The organism is Arthrobacter sp. NPDC080073 (genome assembly GCF_040686575.1).
Lineage (GTDB): Bacteria > Actinomycetota > Actinomycetes > Actinomycetales > Micrococcaceae > Arthrobacter.
Genome location: NZ_JBFBKR010000001.1, coordinates 317,072 through 341,162, shown reverse-complemented (window position 1 = coordinate 341,162; position 24,091 = coordinate 317,072). Strand labels below are relative to the sequence as shown.

The 24,091-nt window shown below is 63.9% G+C and carries 21 protein-coding genes; 10 read left to right on the top strand and 11 right to left on the bottom strand.

What is annotated here, in order from left to right:
* Positions 1-128: 128 nt before the first annotated feature.
* Complete coding sequence (locus tag AB0O52_RS01610) at positions 129-866, bottom strand: hypothetical protein (protein WP_364532382.1); 738 nt, start codon at positions 864-866, stop codon at positions 129-131.
* A 28-nt stretch (positions 867-894) separates the two neighbouring features.
* On the opposite strand from AB0O52_RS01610, the gene AB0O52_RS01605 reads away from it, so the two are divergent.
* From AB0O52_RS01605 to AB0O52_RS01575, 7 genes are all read left to right on the top strand, one after another.
* Complete coding sequence (locus tag AB0O52_RS01605) at positions 895-1,122, top strand: hypothetical protein (RefSeq protein ID WP_364532379.1); 228 nt, start codon at positions 895-897, stop codon at positions 1,120-1,122.
* 539 nt (positions 1,123-1,661) lie between these two features.
* Positions 1,662-4,316: a LuxR C-terminal-related transcriptional regulator gene (locus tag AB0O52_RS01600; protein WP_364532376.1), complete on the top strand. Its 2,655-nt coding sequence runs from the start codon at positions 1,662-1,664 to the stop codon at positions 4,314-4,316.
* A gap of 122 nt (positions 4,317-4,438) precedes the next feature.
* The gene (locus tag AB0O52_RS01595) at positions 4,439-5,770 is read left to right on the top strand and encodes a cysteine desulfurase (protein ID WP_364532374.1); all 1,332 of its coding nucleotides are present in this window, start codon (positions 4,439-4,441) and stop codon (positions 5,768-5,770) included.
* The gene (gene sufU, locus AB0O52_RS01590) at positions 5,767-6,294 is read left to right on the top strand and encodes a Fe-S cluster assembly sulfur transfer protein SufU (RefSeq protein ID WP_364532371.1); all 528 of its coding nucleotides are present in this window, start codon (positions 5,767-5,769) and stop codon (positions 6,292-6,294) included. Before AB0O52_RS01595 ends, sufU begins: the two co-directional genes overlap by 4 nt.
* Before the next feature lie 68 nt (positions 6,295-6,362).
* Entirely contained in the window at positions 6,363-6,500 is a 138-nt protein-coding gene (locus AB0O52_RS01585) for a hypothetical protein (protein ID WP_364532368.1), read from the top strand.
* Positions 6,501-7,034: 534 nt separating this feature from the next.
* Positions 7,035-8,546, top strand: coding sequence for a polysaccharide pyruvyl transferase family protein (locus AB0O52_RS01580; RefSeq protein ID WP_364532366.1), 1,512 nt, complete (start codon positions 7,035-7,037; stop codon positions 8,544-8,546).
* Positions 8,543-9,532 (top strand): glycosyltransferase family 2 protein, encoded by a 990-nt coding sequence (locus tag AB0O52_RS01575; RefSeq protein ID WP_364532363.1) that lies wholly within the window; start codon positions 8,543-8,545, stop codon positions 9,530-9,532. Before AB0O52_RS01580 ends, AB0O52_RS01575 begins: the two co-directional genes overlap by 4 nt.
* A 51-nt stretch (positions 9,533-9,583) precedes the next feature.
* Here AB0O52_RS01575 and nhaA read toward each other — a convergent pair whose 3' ends face one another.
* The 3 genes from nhaA to AB0O52_RS01560 form a co-directional block, all read right to left on the bottom strand.
* Entirely contained in the window at positions 9,584-10,891 is a 1,308-nt protein-coding gene (gene nhaA, locus AB0O52_RS01570) for a Na+/H+ antiporter NhaA (RefSeq protein ID WP_364532360.1), read from the bottom strand.
* A gap of 103 nt (positions 10,892-10,994) precedes the next feature.
* The gene (locus AB0O52_RS01565; protein WP_364532357.1) at positions 10,995-11,216 is read right to left on the bottom strand and encodes a hypothetical protein; all 222 of its coding nucleotides are present in this window, start codon (positions 11,214-11,216) and stop codon (positions 10,995-10,997) included.
* 1 nt (position 11,217) lies between these two features.
* Positions 11,218-11,715: a DUF2505 domain-containing protein gene (locus AB0O52_RS01560; RefSeq protein ID WP_364532354.1), complete on the bottom strand. Its 498-nt coding sequence runs from the start codon at positions 11,713-11,715 to the stop codon at positions 11,218-11,220.
* A gap of 158 nt (positions 11,716-11,873) precedes the next feature.
* Between AB0O52_RS01560 and mfd the strand changes: the two genes are divergently transcribed.
* Positions 11,874-15,599: a transcription-repair coupling factor gene (mfd, locus tag AB0O52_RS01555; protein WP_364532351.1), complete on the top strand. Its 3,726-nt coding sequence runs from the start codon at positions 11,874-11,876 to the stop codon at positions 15,597-15,599.
* A 3-nt stretch (positions 15,600-15,602) separates the two neighbouring features.
* Positions 15,603-16,409 carry a metal-dependent hydrolase gene (locus AB0O52_RS01550; RefSeq protein WP_364532348.1) on the top strand — a complete coding sequence of 269 codons (807 nt, stop codon included), beginning with the start codon at positions 15,603-15,605 and terminating at the stop codon, positions 16,407-16,409.
* Between the two features lie 9 nt (positions 16,410-16,418).
* Here the strand turns inward: AB0O52_RS01550 and AB0O52_RS01545 are convergent, their stop codons facing one another.
* From AB0O52_RS01545 to AB0O52_RS01515, 7 genes are all read right to left on the bottom strand, one after another.
* Positions 16,419-17,924, bottom strand: a complete 1,506-nt coding sequence (locus AB0O52_RS01545; protein ID WP_364532345.1) for a hypothetical protein — start codon at positions 17,922-17,924, stop codon at positions 16,419-16,421.
* Complete coding sequence (locus tag AB0O52_RS01540; RefSeq protein WP_364532342.1) at positions 17,921-18,430, bottom strand: hypothetical protein; 510 nt, start codon at positions 18,428-18,430, stop codon at positions 17,921-17,923. The genes AB0O52_RS01545 and AB0O52_RS01540 overlap by 4 nt, the downstream gene beginning before the upstream one ends.
* A 1-nt stretch (position 18,431) precedes the next feature.
* Entirely contained in the window at positions 18,432-19,271 is an 840-nt protein-coding gene (locus AB0O52_RS01535; RefSeq protein ID WP_364532339.1) for a hypothetical protein, read from the bottom strand.
* A gap of 85 nt (positions 19,272-19,356) precedes the next feature.
* The gene (locus tag AB0O52_RS01530) at positions 19,357-19,812 is read right to left on the bottom strand and encodes a hypothetical protein (RefSeq protein WP_364532336.1); all 456 of its coding nucleotides are present in this window, start codon (positions 19,810-19,812) and stop codon (positions 19,357-19,359) included.
* Between the two features lie 355 nt (positions 19,813-20,167).
* Positions 20,168-20,392: a hypothetical protein gene (locus AB0O52_RS01525; RefSeq protein WP_364532333.1), complete on the bottom strand. Its 225-nt coding sequence runs from the start codon at positions 20,390-20,392 to the stop codon at positions 20,168-20,170.
* Positions 20,393-20,445: 53 nt separating this feature from the next.
* Positions 20,446-21,150 (bottom strand): deoxyribose-phosphate aldolase, encoded by a 705-nt coding sequence (gene deoC, locus AB0O52_RS01520; protein WP_234750836.1) that lies wholly within the window; start codon positions 21,148-21,150, stop codon positions 20,446-20,448.
* A gap of 205 nt (positions 21,151-21,355) precedes the next feature.
* The gene (locus AB0O52_RS01515) at positions 21,356-22,264 is read right to left on the bottom strand and encodes an FAD-dependent oxidoreductase (RefSeq protein WP_364532330.1); all 909 of its coding nucleotides are present in this window, start codon (positions 22,262-22,264) and stop codon (positions 21,356-21,358) included.
* Positions 22,265-22,599: 335 nt separating this feature from the next.
* Between AB0O52_RS01515 and AB0O52_RS01510 the strand changes: the two genes are divergently transcribed.
* A complete protein-coding gene (locus AB0O52_RS01510) occupies positions 22,600-24,069 on the top strand; it encodes a sugar porter family MFS transporter (protein WP_364532327.1) in 1,470 nt (489 codons plus the stop codon).
* Positions 24,070-24,091 lie beyond the last annotated feature (22 nt).

Here is a 24,091-nt window from a genome sequence, read left to right as displayed (position 1 = left end):
CACGGACAGCCGCCGGCCTGGTAAACGGACACGCGGACGCCCATGCCACGCAGCCATTGCAGCTGTGTGGCATGGGCGTCCGGCACTCCCCGAGTGCGTGGTGTCATGCTGATCCGGGTTCCGGGATGTTAGTTGGTGACTCCCGAAGTGGTGACGACGTTCAACCACGGACCAGGCGGCACGCTGGCGCGGTCAACGAAACGCCACGATACGTGGTCATTGTCGCCGTTCAGCTCAGCGAAGCCCAGGCAGCCGTTCAGGGCAGGGGATACATCCATGCCCGCACCCTGGCTCGGGTCGCCGGAGAACTGCTTGTTGGCAGGACGGGCGTTGTTCGCGCCGAACACGTAGGCGGAATCGTGGTAGAGGGAACCGCTCGAGGGGCCGGCATCTTCAACTTGTCCGTAGCACACGCCGCCATTGGGTCCGGTGATCTGGACCCATGCGTTCTTCATGTAGCTGTAGCTTGAGTCCGCGCAATGGTTGACGCCGGTTTTGGCGTTGTCCGCTGCGGCCCACGGAATCACCTTGCAACGCTCAGCGAAAGCGACGCTGTCATTGACGTCGTCGTAAGGCAGATCCAAATAGAACGGGTTCTGCAAGGGCTTGGGCTGGTGCAGCGGGAAGTACCCGTTGCTGGCTACGCGCTTTTCCGTGGCGCACTGGAAGCTCGTGCCGGTGCCGGAACTGACTCCGTCACAACCGCCGTAAGTGCTGCCGGGGCAACCGCTCGCGCTGGACGGAGTCGCCCCCATGTTGACGCCAGTGTGCTGCAGGGCCCATTGACCGTTGTAGGTGGAGCAGACTTGGGAGCCGTCCGAGAGGCTGGCATTGAAAATCTCGCCTACCCAGAAGGTGGTGCTCACAATGTTGGTGTGCAGCGGGTAGGTTCCCGTGACAGGCAGGGGCGCTGCTGTTGGCGCGGGCGCGCCGGCGGCTGTTGCGGCTGGAGCGGGGGCGGCCGCAGCGGGCGTGCTCGACGGCGCCGCGGCCGGAACGCTGCTCGACGTCGGCGTCGGCGTCGGCGTCGGCGTCGGCGCCGGCGTTGCGGTGCGGGTTGGCGCGGATGAAGCGGAATGCGACGAGCTCGGCCGCGAATATGAACCGTGGTCGCCGGCCTGATAGGAGGATTTGTGCGATGACTGGACAGCGGAGATGGTGGCGAACCCGCCGAAGGCAAGGAGCGCCACGGCAACGAGTGCTGTGAACAGGTGTTTCATATTTGGGTGACATATCTGTTGGGGACATAGACATACGAGACCTGGGCAATGGATAAGGCGAGCTGCAGCCGAACACGCCGCAGCGTCGTACACGGCCAAATGGTGTGTCACGACAGAGTTGTTACGAAAATCGGCTGCGCTTCAACTCCCCAGAAGTAGCCAGCCGGAACTTACTCTTGCGGCACCAGCTTACACAGTCAGATCACAGGGTGGTAACGGAGGATGCAAATCCGGCGGGAAAACCCGGCTGGAAACGACGCCGTGATGCCTCGCGAGGGGGCTCCGTGGAGCGGTGATGTTTCGTGCAAGTAGCCCCGGAAATTCAAGTAGTTACCACTCAATCCAGGACTGAAACCCCGAAGGTAACGTTTGGAAATGACACCGGTCCGTGCCACAGCCGTCAGGAACGTGTGTCCGGCGGCCCGAAGATTAGACAGGACCATGGACGATACCGAAGGGACCCACACCTCGCCCCCGATCATTCGGGCAGCGGAGCTCCAGGAGATTGTTATTGCCTTGTCGGGGCCCGAACCGGCCGGGATAGTCATCTCGGGGCCGGGGGGCTCCGGAATGACCACCCTCCTGGACGCGGCGGCTTCAGTCCTGAGCGGTTCATTCAGCGTAATCGCCCACAACGTCTCGGAGTCATTCGCGGACATTCCGTTTGGAATCGCCATGGCACTTGTTCCGGACCTGCCGGGAAGGGCCAAGGTGTGGCCGGGTTCCATCGTGGCGGCTTGCCGCAAAGCGGTGCGTGGCGCGGCGACACCCGGGTCGGCTGCGTTGCTGGTGCTGGACAACATCGATTTCCTGGATGACATGTCTCTTTGGCTCCTGAGCCAGCTGCTTGTTGAACCGGACATCCGCCTGATTGCCACCCACCGCTCGGACCGGCCGTTGAGAATGGAACTCATGGAATCCGTGGTTTCGCGGCAGCTTTCCGTTGTGACCCTGGACGATCTCACGCAGGAGCAGCTTCAAGAATTCCTTGATGATCGCCTCGGCGGACGCGCGGCCCGAAGCCTGGTCCGGGACATCCATGCCCTCACCGGAGGAAACCTGCAGACCGCGAAGTTGTTGCTGGATGAAGCTGCGGCGCGCGGCGAGATCGTGGAACACGCTGATTCGTGGATGTTGTCCGGACCGATCCGTTTGGACGGTTCGCAAGCGCTCGAGCTGACCCGCCACCGGCTTGAGGGCTATTCCGTGCCGCAGCGGCAGGTGGTGGATATTCTGGCAGTGGGGGAGCCGATACCGCTGGCCGTCCTTGAACAACTTGGCCAAAAGCGGGCGATCGAAGCGCTTCGGGCCGACGGAACGATCCGGGTCCTGAAAGACCGTCAGGAGACAGCAACGCTCAGCCACGCCATTGAAGCGAGGCTGGCCCGGCAGCAGCTGGGACCTGAACGGATCCTCGAGCTGCGACGGAAAATCTACGCGACGTCCTCACCCGTTGCCGATGACTCGCTCTGGACGCTGTTCCGTCGCGTGGACCTCGAGCAGGCAAGCGGCTTGCCGGTGCCCGACGCTGATCTTTTGGCCGTGGCCATTGCCGCAAACGACATTCACGACAATCGGAGGGCCCGTCGGGCAGCGGAAGCAGTGCGCGCGCCGGAACTCGGACTGGTTGCCGGCGTGGAACTGGCAAGGGCGCTCTATCAAACAAGGGATTTCCCCGGGGCTGTGACGATCTTGAAGGGTCTGGTGGCAAACACCCCTGACGTCCTGACTGTGGATTTCGCCCATGCCGTGTGGCTTCTGCTGCATGCGCTGTTGCCGACATCGCCCGGAGCCAACGTGCTGCAGGGGGTGCTCCAGGATGCCCGACGGCGGTTGGAGGCTGCCGCCGTCGGCCTCCAACCGGGCGAGCCAGCCCGTCTTGAGGAGTCTGCCGTCCGGGATGAATTGGATGTTCTCCAGCTGTATCTGGATGCCCAGAACGGTAGCTGGCCTTCAGCCAACAGTGAGCTGTTCCAAAGGCTTTGCCACAGCCAATTGGTCGATCCTGGATTGCGCACGGAGCGCCATCCGCCAGCGCCTACCCAGGCCAGCGTGCTATTGATGGCGCTTGTCTCCCAAGGGCTGGCTGTCAGCGGACGGTTCGCCGACGCCGTCGCTCTTTCGAAGCTGGCCCTCGAAGCCGTGGGGCGGCTGCCACGGTGCCCCGTGGACTTCCACTCCACTGTGCTGACCATCCACGGGTCCAATCTGATCTGGCGCGGGCAATGGGGTGGCCCCGAAATGTTCTGCGCCGGCAGTTCAAGCTTCAGCAACCGGATGAGCTATTTCGGCGGGTCTGCGCATCTCTACCGGGCACTCGTACTTGCCAGGCAGGGGAGCCTGGAACTGGCGTGTGAACAATTCCGCCAAGCCAAGGCACGGCTGGATGAAGCCGACCCGGAGGGGCTCCTGCCGCCGGCCCTCGGCGGACTTGCCGCGGCTGCGTGGTTGCTGGGCGATGTCAACCAGGTCCGTCGCGCACTGGCGGCCTACGACTCGCGGGCCAGCGGGGGGAACTATCTTGCCTCGCAGCTCGCCGAAAGCTATTCGTCCGCCGCCCGGTCAGTGCTGATTGGCGCAGAACACTCGCACCGGAAACTGCTGCAACTTGCCGGTTCTGCCGCCAAGAAGGGACACCGGGCGCTCGAAATGTTGAATCTCGGCCTGGCCGCCCGTACCGGCAGCCGGGGAGACCGGCAGCTGGGGGCCGCAGTGTCCGAGCTGGTGTGGAGTGTCGAGTCCGGGATGCCCTCGGGACAGGAAGCGGGACAGGAAATGGGAACAGGACAGCTAAGCATAGGCGAACCCCAGCAGGCGTCAGACCAGGAGGAGGCTTTCGTTTTTGACGAGCCTCACCCGGCCAGTCCGGAGGCCGGGTCCTCGGTCCTTCCCGGCGCCGTCAAGCTTTCCCAACGTGAACGGGAAGTGACTGCGTTGGTGGCATCCGGACTGAGCAGCGCGGAGGTGGCTGCCCGGTTGGGTATCGCCGTCAACACGGTCAACGCCCACCTGCAGCGGGTTTACGGCAAGCTCGGAGTGTCCCGCAGGCAGAAGCTTTCCGAACTGTGGGACGAGTTGGCGAAGCCGGAGGAGTAGGGTCAATGCTCCCCGGATGAAGGCAGTGAAGCCGATTGGTGGGACAATTACTAGGTGACGCCGCCACTCCTGGCGGTCAGCCGCTGGCGATTGCCACGTAGTCCTAACAAGGAGCACCGGTTTTGACAATGGTTTCCACCCCCGCGTGGGGAGATGCCCAGGTTTCCGCACTCGATGACGATGAAGTCCGTCGCATCCGCAACGACTTCCCCGTTCTTGAGCAGGAGATCAACGGCAAACCGCTGGTCTACCTGGATTCGGGGGCTACCTCGCAGAACCCCCGGAGCGTGCTGGAGGCTGAGCAGGAATTCTACGAACAGCGCAACTCGGCCGTCCACCGCGGCGCGCACCACCTCGCTGTAGAGGCCACGGACGCCTTTGAAGACGCGCGTGCCACCGTGGCACGATTTGTGGGCGTGCAGGACGATGAGCTGATCTGGACCGCCAACGCCACCGCGGGGCTGAACCTCCTGGCCTATTCGTTTTCGAACGCCAGCGTAGGCAGGGCGGGTGGGGAAGCCGTGCGCTTTGCCCTCAAACCGGGCGACGAAGTGCTTGTCACCGAAATGGAACACCACGCCAACCTGATCCCGTGGCAGGAACTGTGCCGGCGGACCGGAGCGAGCCTCCGCTACATTCCCCTCGACGACGCCGGTGCGCTGCGTCTTGACGAAGCAGCACGCCTCATGAGCGCGCGCACCAGGATCCTGGCGTTCACCCACACTTCCAACGTGCTCGGCAATATCAATCCCGTGGAAGTGTTGGTCGCAATGGCACGGGAAGTGGGCGCCCTGGTGGTCCTGGACGCCTGCCAGTCCGCGCCGCACCTGCCCTTGGACTTCAAGGCCCTGGACGTGGACTTCGCCGTATTCTCCGGGCACAAGATGCTTGGCCCCACGGGAATCGGCGCGGTCTATGGCCGCAGCGAATTGCTCAATGCCATGCCGCCGTTCCTGACCGGCGGTTCCATGATCACGACGGTGACCATGGAAGAAGCCCAATACCTGCCCGCCCCCCAGCGCTTCGAGGCCGGAACCCAGCCTATTTCCCAGGCCGTGGCCTTCGGTGCCGCGGCAAACTACCTCAGCGAAACAGGAATGCACCGGATCGCTCTTCGTGAAGCGGAACTCGGCCAAAGGCTTGTCACGGGCCTCAGCGCCATCGAGGGCGTCCGTGTGCTGGGCCCCGGGCCGGGCGAAGAACGCACCGGGCTTGCCGCGTTCGACGTCGCCGGAGTCCACGCGCACGACGTCGGGCAGTACCTCGACGACCTGGGTATCGCCGTGCGGGTGGGCCACCATTGTGCCCAGCCCTTGCACCGCAGGCTGGGCCTGAGCGCCTCCACGCGGGCCAGTACATACCTGTACACCACGTTCGAGGAAGTCGACCTGTTGGTTGAGGCGGTTGCCCAGATCAGGCCCTACTTTGGCGTAACGGCCGGAGCCGCGTCGTGAGCGGCCTGGACTCCCTGTACCAGCAACTGATCCTGGAGCACTCCAAGGCCCGCAGCGGGGGAGACCTTGCCAAGCTTCCAGCTACCGCAACGGGCGCGCCTGCCGCAGGACAGAGCCATGCAGGAGAGAGCCATACAGGACAGAGCCACCAGCTCAATCCCATTTGCGGCGACGAAATCACCCTCCGTCTGAGTCTTGGCACCGCCGGAGACGGACAGGCCGTCACGGAGATCCATTGGGACGGTGACGGGTGTGCGATCTCGATGGCGTCGGCGTCCATACTCAGTGAAATGGCACCTGGCATGTCCCCGGTATCCCTCCGCCACACGATCGATCACTTCCGGGAATTGATGCGTTCGCGCGGCAAGCTGGAAGCGGATGAGGAACTCCTCGAGGACGCTGCCGCCTTGGCCGGGGTTGCCAAATATCCTGCCCGGGTAAAGTGCGCCATGCTCGCGTGGGTTGCCGCGGAGGACGCCCTGCGCCAGGCCGAGGCGGGCCAAGGGGTGTCCCGGCCTCTTTAGTGCTGGTAGGCAGAGGTCGAGTACCGTCCACTCTATTTCACGCAACGGTCCGGACTTAGCCTCGAAGCATGATCACCTTGGAGAGCAGGCGCGAATGGCGCCGGAGCCAACATCGAGTCCGCAGGGCGGAATTCGTGGTTGTGGGATTGTTGCTCGTCCTCGTTGCGGCGACAATTCTCGCCGCCGTCGCCGGACTGGTGCAGTAAGGGCCGAATGCTCCAACGCAGCCATGCTGCGGCATTCACGGCTGACTATTCATGGCTTGGAAAAGCGAACGGCAAAGAAAAGCTCGGACCCGTAAAAACCGGTCCGAGCTTTTTGTACCGTTGGCTTTGTCACCGCATCATTTGGGTACCGCTGCGATGAGTACCGAAATCGTCATAAGACCGAGAATTGCCCAAACAAAGAACAATGACCAGTTCTTCTCTTGGGCTCTCCTGTGGGCCCCATGCCACACTCGCTCCATACTATTCGCGTCCATAGCAGCAAGGTATTCCTGTCGATACCGCCCAAACAGCGTGCCAACCACCCTACTTGGAAGACTCATTACTCCATTTGAAATGTCGGCTACTCGTATCACTCCGATCATGGCATTCCCTGGGTGTCAGCGCTTAAAACCCGGAGAATCGTCAAGTTTCGGAGTCCCCGGCGAAGAACGATAGGCTGTTTCAGCGCATCCGGAAGTGGTTAGGCGCCTAGCCAGCTCAACCGCTGCGTGCACGTGAGGGAAGGACCGAGTGTTGAAGATTCTGGTACAAGGCGATCTGGGCCAAGTGGCTTACCACGTAGGTGACGAGGCGATGGCAATCGCGGCGGCCGATGAACTTCGGGCCCGGCTTGAGGCCAAGATCGTCCTCCTGACCCGTGACCCGGAACAAACCAAAGACCTCTATGGCATGGACGCGATGGACACCCTGGTGTTCCCTTGGCCTCCTGCGGAGCGCAGCAAGCACCTGGAACTTGTTCGCCGGGCGGCCAGCGGAGACCGCACCGCCCTACCGGCCGGGGATTCCGTGTGGCGGGTGATTGACGAGGTGAAGTCAGCGGACGGTGTGCTGATCGCCGGCGGCGGCAACATGAATTCCTTGTATGGATGGCTGCTCTACGAGCGTGCCGCGCTGGGCCTTATCGCGAAGGAACTGGGCAAGCCCTTGGTTGTCAGTGGCCAAACCTTTGGTCCTACGCTGTTGCCACAGGATCAGCAAACCCTCCACGAGCTCTTGGATTATGCGGGTTTGGTGGGTGCGCGGGAGCCATCCTCCTATGCGTTGGGCTTTCAGATGGGCCTCGGTTCCGAGAAACTGACCAGGGTTGTCGATGATGCCAGCTTCCTGCTCCCGCCCGGATCGGTAGACGCGAATCCAGCCGGGGAAGAGTTCGAGCTTCCGGAAGGCCCTTTCATAGCGGCGACCTTCGGTCCCGAATCCTGGCGGGACGGAACCCGCAGCCTTGCGAAGCTGGGAGAAGTGTTGGACCGGGCGGTGGAGCTGACAGGTCTCCCGGTCTATCTGATCCCGCACGTGGGCCCTCTCGGCCCAGAGGGCCGGGGCGGTGACCATGAGTCCCACGAAACGGTACAGGCACACTCCCGGAGCGGCCAGGTTCGCGTTTGCCCCGTTCTTCCGGCGCCCGCAGTCGCGGCATTCACCGCGGCAGCAGAACTAGTGCTGACAAACCGCTACCACCCTGTGGTCTTCGGCCTTGCGGCCGGGGTGCCGGTGGTTGCGCTTGCGAATGACTCCTACTCGGACGTGAGACTGCATGGAGCCATGGACAACTGGGGCGTGCAGGACTGGGCCTTGCCCCTCAGCAGCCTCGATATCGGTGGTTTCGACCTCGCCATCGCTGAGGCATGGGCGAGGCGCGCGGAAATCCGGGAGCACCTTGAATCGGTGCGTCCCCGGATACGCGCCGTTCATGAGAACTGGTGGGACGCCGTCGCAAGCATACTCTCAGGGAGAGATGCCGAGGCAGCAAAGGGGCTGGGGGACGTCGTGAGCCTTGAATCGGACTCAGAGTGGGCCAAGCAGGCCAGAGGGCAACGCAGCCAGTTCCGTGCCCTGAGCGGCGGAATCGCCACCCTCTGGACGGAGTGGGACGATGTCCGCTCGCAACGCGATCTACTGTTGCATGAACGAAATGAAGCGATGGAAGAAAAAGAGCGAATAGTTCGATCACGATCGTTCAAGGCCGCCACTCTGTTGCGCCGAGGCGCCAGCGTGTTGCGTCGTGTTTCCGGAGGCGGTCGATGAACGCCCAGGCCCGCGTCGCCGTCGTCGTACGCACAAAGAACCGGCCGGTCCTCCTGCGCCGGGCGCTGGCAGACATCTTCGACCAGTCCTTCGAGGATGTTGCAGTGGTCGTCGTGAACGACGGCGGGGATCCAGTTCCGGTGGACGCGCTAGCCAGGACCTGGGACCACCTTCCCGCCGGCAAGCTTACGATCCTCCACCACGAGGCCAGCAAAGGCATGGAGGCCGCGTCCAACGCAGGGATCCAAGCCACGGCCTCGGAGTTCATCTCCATTCATGACGACGACGATCGTTGGCATAAGGACTTCCTGAAGAAGACTGTGGGCTTCCTCGACGGGATGCCGCAGGCCCAGGGCGTGGCTGTCCGCACGGATATCGTCTATGAGGAGATCCGCGGAGGTGTCATCGAGCAGACCGGCTCCCAAGGGTTCGAGCAGGACCTTCGTGCGATTACCCTGTCCGATATGCTTCGCAGCAACCGGGTGGTGCCGATTTCCTTCCTCTACCGCCGTTCCATCCTTGAGCGGATCGGGAATTACAACGAAGCGCTGGACGCAGTGGGGGATTGGGAGTTCAACCTCCGTTTCCTTTCGGTGTCCCCGATCGAATTGCTGGACGGCGAGCCTCTGGCCTTTTGGTGCCATCGACCATCAGAGCGCGGCGACATGGGAAACAGCGTCATAGCCGGTGCCGATGACCACCAGAAGTTCGACCGCTATGTGCGTGATGTCTACCTTCGCGAAGAGGCCGGCAAGACGGGATACGGAACCTTGCTCTATCTGGCCCAGATGCACGGGCAGCAAGAAGGGGCTATCCATGAGTTGCGGGAGTTGGCGGAGCGGATAAGTTCAAGCGTGGACGAGCTTGGACGAAGGGTGGCGTCCTTGGAAGAAACCGTCCTGAACAGGACGAGTTTTTCCGATCTTGCCAGGCGGCCTGGCCGGCTGACCGGCAGGATCGTCCGGTTCTTGCGCGGCGATCGGTAACAACCGGATCATCGCGGGACGACTCCGCGGGAACGCACGAGACCCGGCACGTCAGGCGCGGGTAAAAACATCAGGCACGCCATCGCCGTCGTCGTCCCTTTGCTCCTCCAGCGCCACGCGGCGGTAGTGCCGGTTACGGGCTTTAAGCACGACGGCGGCAAGCACTGCTGCGGCGAGGGAACCGGCCAGAATGGCCACTTTCGCGTGGTCATCGTGCGGGGAACCGGTGCCGAAGCCCAGTTCGGCGATCAGGAGGGAGACGGTGAAACCGACGCCCGCAAGCATGGCCAGCCCAGCGACATCGATCCATGCCAATCCGTCATCCAGCCGCGCGCGGGTGGTCTTTGTGATGAGGAATGTGGTGCCGAACACCCCCGCGGTCTTGCCCACCACGAGGGCCAGCACGATGCCCACCGCTACCGGATCGCGCAGGGCGGCTCCCAGTCCCTCTGCCCCGCCCAAAGCCACCCCGGCGGAGAAGAACGCGAAAACAGGCACAGCAAAGCCTGCGGAGAAGGGACGCAAGCGGTGTTCGAAGCTTTCGGCGAGCCCGGCCGCAGGCTCGCCCTTCTTGCCCGAGGCCATGACAGGCACGGCGAAACCGAGCAGGACCCCTGCGACGGTTGCGTGGATTCCCGAGGCATGGACGAAAGCCCAGGTGGCTGCGGCGAGGGGGAGGAGCAGGTACCATGTGCGGACGCGTTTCTGGACCAGAAGGGTAAAGAGGGCCAGCGGCACGGCGGCGGCCAACAGCATGAGGGGCTCGAGGCCGCTCGAGTAGAAAAACGCGATGATGGCGATGGCAATCAAGTCGTCCACCACGGCCAGTGTCAGCAGGAACGTCCGCAACGCCGCAGGCAAATGCGTGTTGATGACCGCCAGGACGGCCAGGGCGAAGGCGATGTCAGTGGCGGTAGGGATGGCCCAGCCCTTGAGTGTTTCCGCGCCCGGGCCCAGGTTGATGACCACGTAGATGAGCGCGGGAAGGACCACGCCTCCCGCTGCCGCAGCGACCGGCACGATCGCTTTTGCGGGCTTCCGCAGTTCCCCTGCCACGAATTCACGCTTGAGTTCCAGTCCCGCGATGAAGAAGAAGACGGCTAGGAGACCGTCGGAGGCCCAGTGGCCCAGGCTCAATTCCAGATGCCAGGGAGCGTAGCCGATCTTGGCTTCGCGCAGTGCGAAGTAGCCATTGGCAAAAGGTGAGTTCGCCCAGACGAGCGCGGCAACTGTTGCCGCGAGCAAGAGTGCGCCACCAACGGTTTCAGTGCGCAGGATAGCCAGGATCCGTTGGTACTCGGGGAAGCTCGAGCGGCTGAAAACCGTGGACGGGGCAGCGGGGTGCGGGCGGTCCGCCATGTGGCTCCTTAGGGAGTTCGGGATCGACAAAACTGTTGCCGACCAGACTTCCCGGCGCACCTGTGTTCCACTTTACCCGAGGGCTCACCACCCCGCCGGAGCGTTAGGTGAGCAGCGCCGTGATCCCGATGACCGCCGTCGCGAGCCCGAGCACCATGGAAATGGTGACCAACACGACGTGGACCCTGAGGAACTTCGTGGCTTTCCCGTTGGCGTCGCGGGCGCGGGAGTCGGCCATGACGCGGCGCAGGAACTGCGGCCAGACGACCAGGGACCACGCCCCCGCGACGATCAGAACAACCGACAGCCCGGCTGCCAGCTTCACCCTAGTGGCTTTCGAGCCAGGCCTGGGCCTGCTGGGACTGGATGTTCAAGGCCTTGCCCACCATGGGTTCGGCTGCTTCGGCGATCTTGCCGCCGAGGAACGGAACCGACGACGTGACGGCACCTTCGAGCTCGACGCGGGTGTTGCCGCCGTCAGCCACGAGGCGCTGCACCGCGGTGACATCAAGCGGGGCGCCCGAGATCTTCAGGGAGATGTTGCTGGTCCGGGAGCCATCGGCCGTCGGGGCGTCCCACTTCTCGGTCTGGGTGACCGTGAGCTTCTCGCCCACGAACTTGCGGGCGATCTCCGGGAGGCGCGTGGTGGGCAGGGTGCGGACCGTGATGGTGGTGAAAGCGCCGGAAGGGTCGCCGTCGATCTGGAATGATTCCAAAGTGCCGCCGACATACTCGCTCGTGTGACGCAGGAAGTCTTCGTCGATGAAAGTAGCGGCTACGCGGTCGACGCCGTAGGGCAGGGTGGTGGATGCGTTCAGGGCCATGGGGGTCCTCCGTGAATATCTCGGTTGAAAGCTCTTGCGGCTCCCAAACATCCTACGGTGTGGTCGGGTAGGCTAGAAACGCCCCGGGATTCGAGAGAATTTCGGGTTTTCGTGCTGCCTTGCCCTATCCGACTTCCCTCTTCCGAGGAGTGCCATACATGAGCCCCAAAGGCCAACCGTCTGCGGTCAACTCCGGAATCAGCCCTGCCGGCACCGTCCCATCGCTTGATGGATTGCGGCGGGCCCTGGGCGAGGACCGGACGTTCGCGCGGGTCAGGCCCGAGGCATCGCGGGCCTTCACTGAACGCAGCAGCGACTACCAGATCAGCGCGCCCACGGGTTTGAGGGCGGCACTGCTGGCGGAGATAGCGGACGGCCTCGCGAGCCAGGATCTTGAAGACAGTGCTGTGGTGTTGGCTGTGACGGCCACGGGCCGCGAAGCCGAGGACCTCACCGCGGCCTTGGCTGCCTATCTTCCCGCGGACTCGGTGGCGGCCTTCCCCAGTTGGGAAACCCTGCCGCACGAACGGCTCTCCCCACGCTCGGATACGGTGGGGCGCAGGCTCTCAGTGCTTCGCCGCCTGGCCCACCCGGAGAGCTCGACGGCGGGTCCCCTGCGGGTGGTCGTGGCGCCGGTTCGCGCTGTGGTCCAGCCGGTCGTGGCAGGCTTGGGGGAACTGGTCCCGGTGACTTTGAAGGTGGGGCAGGAAATGCCCTTCAGCGACGTGGTACGCAGCCTTGCCGACGCCGCCTATTCGCGCGTGGACATGGTTACCCACCGCGGTGAATTCGCCGTCAGGGGCGGTATTTTGGACGTGTTTCCGCCCACCGAGGACCACCCGGTCAGGGTGGAATTCTTCGGCGACGAGGTGGACCAGATGCGCTGGTTTGCCGTGGCAGACCAGCGTTCTCTCTCCGGCCCGGCCGTGCACCACCCCGGCGAATTGCACGCCCCGCCTTGCCGGGAAATCCTCATCACGCCGTCGGTCATGTCCCGCGCCGCCAAGCTCAAGGCCGAGATGCCGGCCGCCGCGGACATGTTGGAAAAGATCGCGGGCGGCATCGCCGTCGAGGGAATGGAGTCCCTGGCCCCGGTCCTGGTAGACGCCATGGTGCCGTTCGTGGACCAGTTGCCGGCCGGTTCGATCGGTGTGGTCATCGAACCGGAGAAGGTCCGCACCCGCGCCCATGACCTCGCGGCCACCAACGAGGAGTTCCTCGAGGCGGCCTGGTCCACGGCCTCCGACGGCGGGACGGCGCCCCTGGACCTCGATTCGGTATTGGGCTCCCAAGCCGCGTCAGCTTTGCATGCGGCGAGCTTTCAATCCTTGACGGATACCCGGAGCGCGGCGCTGGCACATGGTGTCTCCTGGTGGTCCATCACGTCATTGGCGACGGACGAAGACCTGGTCCTCGACATCGACGTCCTGAACCTGCATGCCCGTGAACCGCGCGGCTACCAGGGTGACGTTGCGGAAATGCTCGAATTCATCGGCTCCCACGTGCGGGACCAATGGCGCATCGTGGTGGCGACGGATGGCCCCGGCCCTGCCCAGCGTCTCGCCGAGTTGTTCCATGATGCCGATATTCCGTGTTCCCGGGTCGACTCCCTGGCCCACGAGCCCCAGGCCGGAATCATCGAGGTGACCACTGCCGCCGTCGGACGCGGTTTTGTCCTGGACGGTCTCAAGCTGGGGCTGCTCACGGAAGCGGACCTCCTGGGCCGCACGTCGGCCGGGTCTACGAAGGACATGCGGCGAATGCCCTCCAAACGGCGCAATGCAGTGGACCCCCTCCAACTGCACGCCGGTGACTTCGTGGTCCACGAACAGCACGGGATCGGGAAGTTCGTGGAGCTGATCCAGCGCAAGGTGGCGGGCTCCTCTGCCGGTCCCTCGGGGGGAGACGCCGGTCTTCGCGAGTACCTCGTGCTCGAGTACGCGGCGTCCAAGCGCGGTGCGCCCGGCGACCGGCTGTTCGTGCCGACTGACCAGCTGGACCAGGTGACCCGCTACGTCGGGGGCGACACGCCGTCGTTGAGCAAGATGGGCGGAGCGGACTGGGCGAGCACCAAGTCCAAGGCCCGCAAGGCCGTCAAGGAAATCGCAGGCGAGCTCATCAGGCTGTACTCCGCCCGGATGGCCTCGCGCGGGCATGCCTTCGCTCCGGACACGCCGTGGCAGCGGGAGCTTGAGGAAGCCTTCCCGTATGTGGAGACGCCGGACCAGCTCACCACCATCAATGAGGTCAAGGCCGACATGGAACGCGAGATCCCGATGGACCGGCTGGTCTCCGGCGACGTCGGCTATGGGAAGACCGAAATCGCGGTGCGGGCTGCGTTCAAGGCGGTACAGGACGGCAAACAGGTTGCAGTTCTGGTTCCCACCACGCTGCTCGCCCAGCAGCATTACGAAACGTTCACCGAGCGCTTCTCCGGATTCCCTTTGCGCGTCAAGCCGCTGTCCCGGTTCCAAGGGGCGAAGGAAGCAAAGGAAACCATCGAGGGAGTCAAGAACGGCTCCGTGGATGTGGTCATAGGCACGCACCGCCTCCTGTCCAAGGACTTCGAGTTCAAGGATCTCGGCTTGGTGATCGTCGATGAGGAGCAGCGCTTCGGTGTGGAGCACAAGGAAGCGCTCAAGAAGATGCGCACCAACGTGGACGTCCTCGCCATGAGTGCCACCCCCATCCCGCGCACCTTGGAGATGTCCCTCACCGGCATCCGCGAAACCTCCACCTTGGCCACGCCGCCGGAGGAGCGGCACCCGGTGCTGACGTACGTCGGGCCGTTCACCAACAAGCAGACCTCCGCCGCGATCCGGCGTGAACTCATGCGCGAGGGCCAAGTGTTCTTCGTCCACAACCGGGTGTCCTCGATCGAGCGCATCGCCGCCCAGATCCGGGAACTTGTCCCCGAAGCCAGGGTTGAGGTGGCGCATGGACAGATGTCCGAGAGCCGTCTGGAAAAGATCATCGTGGACTTCTGGGAGAAGCGTTTTGACGTCCTGGTCTGCACCACCATCATTGAGACCGGCCTGGATATTTCCAATGCCAATACCCTGATTGTGGACGGCGCGGATAAATACGGCCTGTCCCAGCTCCACCAGCTGCGTGGCCGCGTGGGCCGTGGCCGCGAACGCGCCTACGCCTACTTCCTGTACCCCTCCGAGAAGCCACTGGGCGAAGTGGCGCTCGAACGGCTGAAAGCCGTCGCGGCCCACAATGAGCTCGGAGCGGGTATGCAGCTGGCTATGAAGGACCTCGAGATCCGCGGTGCCGGCAACCTGTTGGGCGGGGAACAGTCCGGACACATCCAAGGGGTCGGCTTCGATCTGTACATCCGGCTGGTGGGTGAAGCCGTGGCCGAATACCGTGGCGAGGCAGAAGAGAAGGCCGCCGACATGAAGATCGAGCTGCCCGTCAACGCCCACCTGCCGCACGACTATGTGCCGGGCGAACGACTGCGGCTGGAGGCCTACAGGAAACTGGCCGCGGCCGTCACCAACGAGGCCATCGACGAAGTATCGGCTGAACTCGTGGACCGTTACGGTGAGCCGCCGCTGCCCGCGAAGAACCTGATCGCCGTCGCCCGATTCAGGGTGGGTGCCCGCGAGGCCGGGCTGTCCGACGTCGCTCTCCAGGGCAACTTCATCCGTTTCTCGCCCGCCCAGCTGCCCGAATCCAAGGTCATGCGGCTCAACCGCATGTACCCGGGCTCGCAGATCAAGCCGGCCCTCGACGCCGTGCTGCTCCCCAAGCCCAAGACGGCGAGGATCGGCGGCCGCGACCTGCAGGATGCCGAGATCCTGGAGTGGGCCAACACCGTGATCGAAGCTATCTTCGCGGCTTCGCCAGCTGCGCCCGCTTCGCAGACCGCAGGCTAAGCGATGATGGGAGGACACCACGCCGCGTCCGGGGCCGCGGCGTGGATAGCTATCGCTTCAACCGGCCCGTACGCCTTGGGCTGGTACCCGCTGGATGCCACCGGGATCCTCATTGGAGCGATGACGACGGCGGGGACTGCCTTGGTGTGCGATTGGGACCACCGCTCGAGCACCATCGCCCACTCGCTGCCGCCGCTGTCCCACGTGATCGCCGTCGGGATCGAGAAGGCCAGCGGCGGGCACAGGCAGGGAACCCATTCATTGTTGGGCGCTTCGGCTTTCGTGGTGCTCGCCGCCATGGCTGCCCAATTTCAGCTGGATACTCCCGTGGGCCGTCTGTCCGTGGGTGCCGGGCTGTTGTGCATGTTCATGATCAACCTGGCCGCGAAAGCCCTCAAGTTGTTCCCGAATACCGGGTGGATCGCCAACTGGGTCTTCGCCCTTGCCATGGCCGGGCTGGTCACGTGGTTCGCCCCGCATCAGTGGAGCTGGCTGCCCTTGGCCATGCTCACCGGTGTCGTAGTACACATTGTGGGCGACATGATCACCACCGGGGGAGTGCCGCTGCTGTGGCCCATCGTCATCAAGCCGCCGAAGTTCTGGCGCAAGCTGCCCCTGGTGAGCGGGATCTGGCGGTCCAACGGTGCATTTTCCATCCCCTTGCTTGGCAAGGCCGGCTCGCGGCGGGAATGGCTCGTCCTGATCCCCGTGAGCGGCTACGCCATGGTTGGACTGGTCCTGGCGGCGTGGGCATTGGTCCGAAACCAGTGGCCAACCGTCCAGGCCCTCATGGTGGGCCTGGGCGGTTGACCGTGGAATTTAGAACTTCGATTGGCCGCCGGGCGTAATGGTTCCGACAGGGTTGCCTGCCTTGTCCGCGGCGCCCGGCGCCGGAGCGTAAACCGGTGTAGCCGGGGAGAGGCCGGTTCCCGCGGTACCACCTGAGCCGTTGGAGGTGAGGGTGATGACCAGGTTTCCGGTGGACTGGGTCCAGGCCATGGTTGCCGTGAAGGTCCGGGCTGAGGTGCCAGTGTTGTAGGCGGCGCCAAGGGAAACGCTCCCAAATGCGGGTGCCGTGCAGCTGGAGCTGACGAACGTCAGCACGTTCCCTGTACTGATGCTGGCGGTGCCGGTGGCGCTCTGGGTGGCGGACGTGGAGTCCCAGCCGCTGCACAAGGTGCGGGCGTCCATGTCCGTCGAAAAGACGATGGTGAGCGTGTCTCCGGAATCGGCTGTCTTCCCGGTGCCACCGTTGTTCATCGCGACGGAACTGACCGTGGGGGCAGTGGTGTCGATCGTGACCGTCTGGGTCTGGGGGTTGCTGGGGTTCCCTGCGACGTCCGTGGCGGAGTAGGACACCGTGTGGGTGCCGTCGCCGCCGCTGACATTCACCGCCGCTGTGGCTGCGTTCACGGTGACTTGGCTGCCGCCGTCGATGGCGTACTTGATGTTCGCGATGCCCGAGCCGCCGACGTCCGTCGCGCTGAGGTTCACTGTCACCGTGCTGGTCCTGTTGTAGCCCAGGGAGTTTGGCGTTGGCGAGATTGATGCAACTCCCACCACCGGGGCAGTGGTATCGATCTTGACCGTTTGGGTCTGGGTGGTGCTGGCGTTCCCTGCGGCGTCCGTGGCGGAGTAGGACACCGTGTGGGTGCCGTCGCCGCCGCTGACGTTGACTGCTGCCGTGGCGGCGCTGACCGTCACCGTACTGCCGCCGTCGACCGCGTATTTGATGTTCGCGACGCCGGAACCACCTGTATTGTCCACGGCGGCCAGGTTCACAGTGACCGTACCGCTGCGGTTGAAACCCGCGCCGTTCGGTGTCGGGGAAATTGAAGTGACGCTGATGGTGGGCGGAGTTGTGTCGATGGCTACGCCCGTGCTCCGGGCACTTTCCGCACCTGTCCACAAAGAGATGACCGGGGTGACTGTGTAGTACCAGGTTCCGCCGGGCAGGTTTTGTTCGATGCAGCTGAGGCCGGACACCGTACCCGCGCAGCCGCCTCCAGCGGCGATCTTGGTACCGCCAGTGGGAGCCGAGTAGCGGGCCACGGTGTAGCCGGCTACGGCGTGTCCGCCCGGTGTGGCGACGGCCGCCCAGTTGACCGTGGCGTTTGTACCGTTCAGCGAGGCCACCGGAGCGCCGCCCTGCGGCATGCTGTCTGCTTTGGCCGCGCCGAAATTGCTGCTGCTCAGTGATTGCCAGAATGCGTTGGCCGCTGGGCCGCCCCAGGAGATGAAGAGAACTGCCATGAGCGTCCACGTCACACGACGGTGGAGTGCGTGCCGGTATCCGCGGCCTGTAGAGTGCTTGGGCTTGTTCATTTGCGGACCGCCATCGTCACTGGAAGGTGGAATACGGCGCCTTGGCAGCTGGATTGCGAAGCCGTCGACATTGACGCAGCTGCGGGCAGGGTGATCAGAACGGAGGAGTTTGCCGGGATGGTCACCGTTGGAGTGAGTGGCGCGGCCGGGGCGTTGAACGTCACGCCCGTGGTAGTGCACAGCGGGTGGGATGAATCCGCGGTAGCGGCTCCGTTGGCGATGAAGCTGTACACCTGCACAGCGAAGGCATTTGGATTGCTGGCCCGCACGATGACCTCAGCGGTACCTCCCGGGACGAGGGTGGTTGCGGGACTGTCGCCGGCCACCAGGGCATCCACGGTCACCGTCTGCATGGTGCCGTTTGCGGCCGAGCCGCTGCCGATCCCGATGGTGGACCAATAGGCGTAGGCCGATCCGACTCCCAGCACCAGGCTGAGCACAGTAGCCGTCGCGACTGCTTTGGCTGCCGCCAGGGAGCCGGACTTAATCCACCTGTTCGCTTTCATGTCAGTTGCCCTGTCCCGTCCCGGAGTAGGAAAGCTGGAGGGTTGCGCCTTTGCAACCGTCTTGGTTGAGCGAGCTATTCAGCATTTTTATCTGCGGCCACTGGTTTGCCGAAAAACCGCTAGTCGAGAGCGAGGAATTCCCTGGCGGGGCAGAAATCGGATAACTGCCGCTGAATTGGGTGATGACGTAATCCGAAGGATTGCACGGCCGGTTGTTCGCCACGGCTTGTGCGGTCCGGGTGATTCCCGTGATGGATACGGTCAGGCCGGTGACGTTGATGTTGTTATTGCCCGGGTTTGCTAACTGAAGATCAACCGACACGCTGTAGCCCGGTGCGAGAACTCCCGCGGGGCCGCCTGAGATGGTGAACGGTTGGTGCTGGCCGGCGGTCACCGTCAAGGAAATGACGACGACGGCGGACTGTAGCGTCCCGCTGTTGCCCTTGAGGCTCAGGGAGTAGGTTCCCAAGGGCGTGGCGGACGTAGTGGACACGTTGAGGGTCGCTGACCCTGATCCTGGGCCGGCGGCGACGACTGCGGGCGAAAACGATGCAGTGGCACCTGGCGGCAGTCCAGTTGCCGATAACGAGACATTCCCGGAAAACCCGCCCGAAGGCTGGACCACCACGTTGTAGCTTGCCGATGTTCCCTGGGTGGCGGACCTGCTGGTGGGTGCGAGCTGCAGCGTGATGCCTTTTGGCGTGGTTTGGTTGCCATTACTATTGGCGGCGAGCACGACGCCCGATGTGAGTGTTACCAAGAGAAAGCCTGCCAGAAGCACTTTGGCTCCCGCACGGAAAATACGAAGCGGCGAGTGGAATGACTCCGGAATGTGCGGCACCTGTGCCTCCTCAAGGTTGTTCTGCGTGGATTCTGTGGGGACAGCCCAAGCTGGTGGGCCCGTGACGGGCCCACCAGCCGGATTGCTAGAGGCTGCCGACGTTGACCGTAACCGTGGCGCTCTTGCAGGCGTCCTGGTTGGCGGCGTCGTTGAGGAAGGTCAGCGTTCCGCTGCCTACGGACGTGCCGGATGAGTTGTGCGCCACCGGCGAATTCGAGGTCGACGCTGTGACCGTGAACCAGGAAGCGAGGCAATGCGTCGGGTCGCTCGTGGATACGGTTGCTGAGAGGGCTCCCACAACTGTGTCGGTGTTGCTCGCATTGTCGGCCGTGTAGGCGACAGAAGTCGAGTTGCCCGGTGCCAGGCCAGCCGCGAAGGTCGCGTGCAGGGTAACCGTGCCTCCGCCTGTCGAGTTGGCCGCTCCGCCCGAACCACTACCCGTGGTGGTCCAGTAGGCGTAGGCAGCTCCGCCGCTTGCCGCCACGAGGGTAACTGTTGCCGCAGCCGCGTAGATCTTCCCTTTTTTGCTCAATTTGCGCATGAGTGAGACTCCTTTTTGAATTGGTATTCCCCGGAACAGGCGACAGCGGCAATGAATTCGAAATTTCCGACCCTTGCTTCGATTGCCCATTCAATCGATGACCAAATGCTGGCATGGGCCGTCTTTAACTAACAACGGGTGGTGTTACCCGTTTTTCGCAGGCCAATACGAGTGGTACTACTTGGTTTCGTCGCCACTTCTGACCTGCTTTGGTGGGAGAACGACGGCGACACGCCCCTTTTTGGGGAGTGTCGCCGTCGTTCGGGTTCAAAAGAAGTCAGAAGTGGTGGAGCCACATTTAAAGTACTGTGGCCCCGGACTAAAAGTCCGGGGCCACAGCTTTTGCAGTTGGTTCTTAGCTTTCGCCGGCCGAGTTGGAGCGGCCAAGAATGGTCTGCGGGATCCAGAAGGCGAGGCCAAAGAGGAGCAGGCAGATGGCCATCGGCCACGTGTTCTCCAGCGTCAGGAAGGTCAGGGAGTAGATGGCGCCGAGGAACAGGACCATGCTGAACACAAAGAGCAGAATGCTCTGGCCCAGGGGGTTCTCTTTTTCGATGGGCTGGCTGGCGTTCTGGGACATGCTTTCCTCCTCGGCCCCGGGGGGCTCAAAAACTGTGGCGGCTGCCGGGAAAGTCAGTACGCGGATGAACCTTGTTCACCTTTGACGATGGCAATTCCGGAGCTCGCACCGATACGTGTTGCACCAGCAGCAATCATAGCCTGTGCGTCGGCCAGGGAACGTACTCCGCCGGAGGCCTTGACGCCGAGATCCGGGCCTACTGTCTTGCGCATGAGGGCCACGTCTTCCACCGTGGCGCCCCCACCGTTGAAACCGGTTGAGGTCTTGACGAAGTCCGCCCCGGCCTCCACCGATGCCTCGCAAGCCAGGACCTTCTGCTCGTCATTCAGCAGGGCAGTCTCGATGATGACCTTCAGGATGGCCCCGCCTGCGTGGACCGCCTCCGCTACGGTCGTGATGTCATCCACCAAGGCGCCTTTATCCCCGGCGCGGGCCGCGGCGATGTTGATCACCATGTCGATTTCATCCGCACCATCCAAGACGGCGCCGCGTGCTTCGAAGGCCTTGACATCGCTGGGAGTGGCGCCCAGCGGAAAGCCGACAACCGAGCAGGTGAGCACTCCGGAACCCTTGAGTGCCTTGGTGACGGTCTTGACCCAAATCGGATTGACGCACACCGACTTGAACTTGTACTCGGCCGCCTCGGCACAGACTTGGCGCACCTCGGCTTCGCTGGCTTCCGGCTTGAGAAGAGTGTGGTCGATGTATGAAGCGATGCTTGCACTGTTGTCCAATGCGCTGGAGGCTTCGTTGCTCATGGAGGTCCTTCCGTGGCGGGCCCGGTGTGCCGCAAGGGTCGCGGCTCGTCAAATGACCATCTTGCCACACTGCCCGGCCGCGGTGGAGGCTCCCTCAGAAGGGCCGGCGGGCCGGGTTTTGGGCCCTTGAGACAGGCTTCCCGGCCCGCCTCGGGCCGCCCGGCCAGCCTTAGGCCCCGTCCCGCCTCAGGCCCCGTGTCCCGCCTCAGGCCGCGACGGCGGAGCGTGAGGCACGCCGGGACCGTTTGGGACTGGAAGCGCGGAGCCTGGCGTCTTCCTCAAGCCGGGCGGCGCAGTGTGCCGCGGCGGCATTCGAGGAGAAGACGAGTCCGAGGCGCATGCCGTCCCGGGAGGCGGCGTCGCCGATCGCCCAGATGCCGGGCACGGATGTGGCGAAGTCGCGCCCCACCCTGATGCCGCCGTCGGGAGCTGTTTGCAGGCCTGCACTTTCAGCGAGCCCGTTGCGGGGGAGCCGTTCCTCCGCGAGCACCACGAGATCGCCGTTCATGCTGCTTCCGTCTTCGAAGACGATCCCGGTAGCCGGCAGGACCGAACCGGCGACGGAAGGCATGACGGCAGCTGGACGCAAGGTGGTGCGGACAGGCCGGACTCCGCGGGCACGCAGGACTGCCTCGGCCTGGCCGGCTGCCGGACCGGTGCCAACCAAGATCCCCAGCGGACGACGTCCCAGGACCTTGGTGATGTCCTGGACCGCGGTGCCGATCTGCTCGGCGTCGTCGATCGTCGAGTAGCTGAGGCTGCGTGCCGCGCCTTGGACCGGCGGGTACATGGGGGAGGAGCCGGTGGCAATCACCAGCTGATCGTAAGGGAACTCGAGGCCTTCGGTGGTCGTCACTGTGCCGGCCTGGACATCAATGAAACTCGCGGCCTGGCCGAAGCGCACGGAGACCTGGGGGAGGGCTGCTAGCTCCAGGAGCGCGTCGGGGCACTCGTCGCGGTTGCTCAGGACCGTGATGGTGCCGATGAACGCTGCCGTACCGGGCTGTCGCGAAGTAGTGCTGCTGCTTGTCAGTTGACGGACGAGGGCCTGGGCTGCGGGCCCGGCTCCTGCGATAACGAGGTGGATGGAGTCTGCGGACGGGGTGATGGACATGGTGGGTCCCTTCGCTGAACTGAGCTGTGGTGGATGTGCCTGTGCCCAGCCTAGGCGCGGGGTTTTTCGGTGGTGTTTCCCCGTTGTTGCCATTTGGCGGGGACGCGTTCCCTGATGGTTACCAGCCGGTAATGAGCTGGGTCACATGGGGGCGGGCGCCGTGGCGTTGCGGGCGAAAATGGCTATTGGACGGTCCACGGATGCCCTCGTCTTGCCATGGCGAAGAAGCCTCAATTAAGTCATTTGTTAGATTGACCTTACATTTGTGTCTTTCGCGCGTTAGTCTTGTGTTCAGAGCGGGCGTATGACCCGCACCACATGACAAAGGAGTCCTGATGTCTGCTACTCAAAGTCACGGCAGAGCCGGCAGCGTAGTCGCGCTTCCACCTTTGACCACCGGCCCGCATCGTAAGCGCCTGGGCCTGGTCGCCCTGATCGCGACGTTCGGTGGCCTGCTGTTCGGTTATGACACGGGTGTCATCAATGGTGCCCTGAGGCCAATGACGGCCGAACTCGGACTCACCCCGTTCACCGAGGGCATCGTTGCCAGTTCACTCGTCTTCGCCGCGGCGATCGGCGCGCTCTCCGGCGGCCGCGTCTCTGACGGGTGGGGGCGGCGTAAGACGATTATCCTGCTGGCCGTGCTGTTCTTCGCCGGAACCCTGGTGTGCGTGTTCACGCCGAGCTTCGGGGTGCTCGTCGTCGGCCGCATCCTGCTCGGTCTCGCCGTCGGTGGCGCCTCGGCTGTGGTCCCGGTGTTCCTGGCGGAGATGGCACCGTACGAGATCCGCGGCTCCCTGGCGGGCCGCAATGAGCTCATGATCGTCGTCGGGCAGCTGGCGGCCTTTGTCGTCAACGCCATCATCGGCGTCGTGTGGGGCGACGTCCCCGGCGTGTGGCGCATCATGCTTGCGGTATGTGCGTTGCCGGCGGTCGCGCTGTTCTTCGGCATGCTCCGAGTGCCCGAGTCCCCGCGCTGGCTCGTGGAGAGGGGCCGGCACGATGAGGCCCTCGCGGTGCTGAGGTCCGTCCGCTCCGAGGACCGGGCGCTTGCGGAGCTCGGCGAGGTCGAGAACGTCGCCAAAGAGGAGCGGGAAAGCCAACAGATCGGCTGGCGTGCGGTCTTCAGCAACAAGTACCTGTTCCGCATCCTGCTCGTGGGCATCGGCCTCGGCGTTGCCCAGCAGCTGACCGGCATCAACTCGATCATGTACTACGGACAGACGGTGCTCGTCGAGTCGGGCTTCAACGAGAGCGGCGCGCTCATCGCGAACATCGCGCCCGGCGTGATCGCCGTGGTCGGCGGCGTCATCGCCTTGTCGCTCATGGACCGGATCGACCGTCGCAAGACCTTCATCCTCGGTCTCACGCTGACCACCAGCTGCCACCTGCTCATCGGGTTCGCCTCAATGATGTTGCCCGTGGGCAATCCGATCCGCCCGTACGTGATCCTCTTCCTGGTGGTTGCCTTCGTCGGGTCCATGCAGACGTTCCTGAACGTGGCGGTCTGGGTCTACCTGTCGGAAGTCTTCCCGCTGCACATGCGCGGCTTCGGTACCGGGGTCTCGATCTTCTTCCTCTGGGTCGTGAACGGTTTCCTTTCGCTGTTCTTCCCGTCGCTTGTCGCGGGGGTCGGGATCACCGGCACCTTCTTCCTCTTCGCCGTCGTCGGGGCGCTGGCCCTGGTCTTTGTCGTCAAGCAGGTTCCCGAAACCCGCGGCCGCACCCTGGAAGCATTGGAGGAAGACGTCACCACCGGTGCCATCTACCTGGTCCACAAGAACCACGGACCGGTCGGTTCGTAGCCCAGCCGTGAGGGACCGGCGC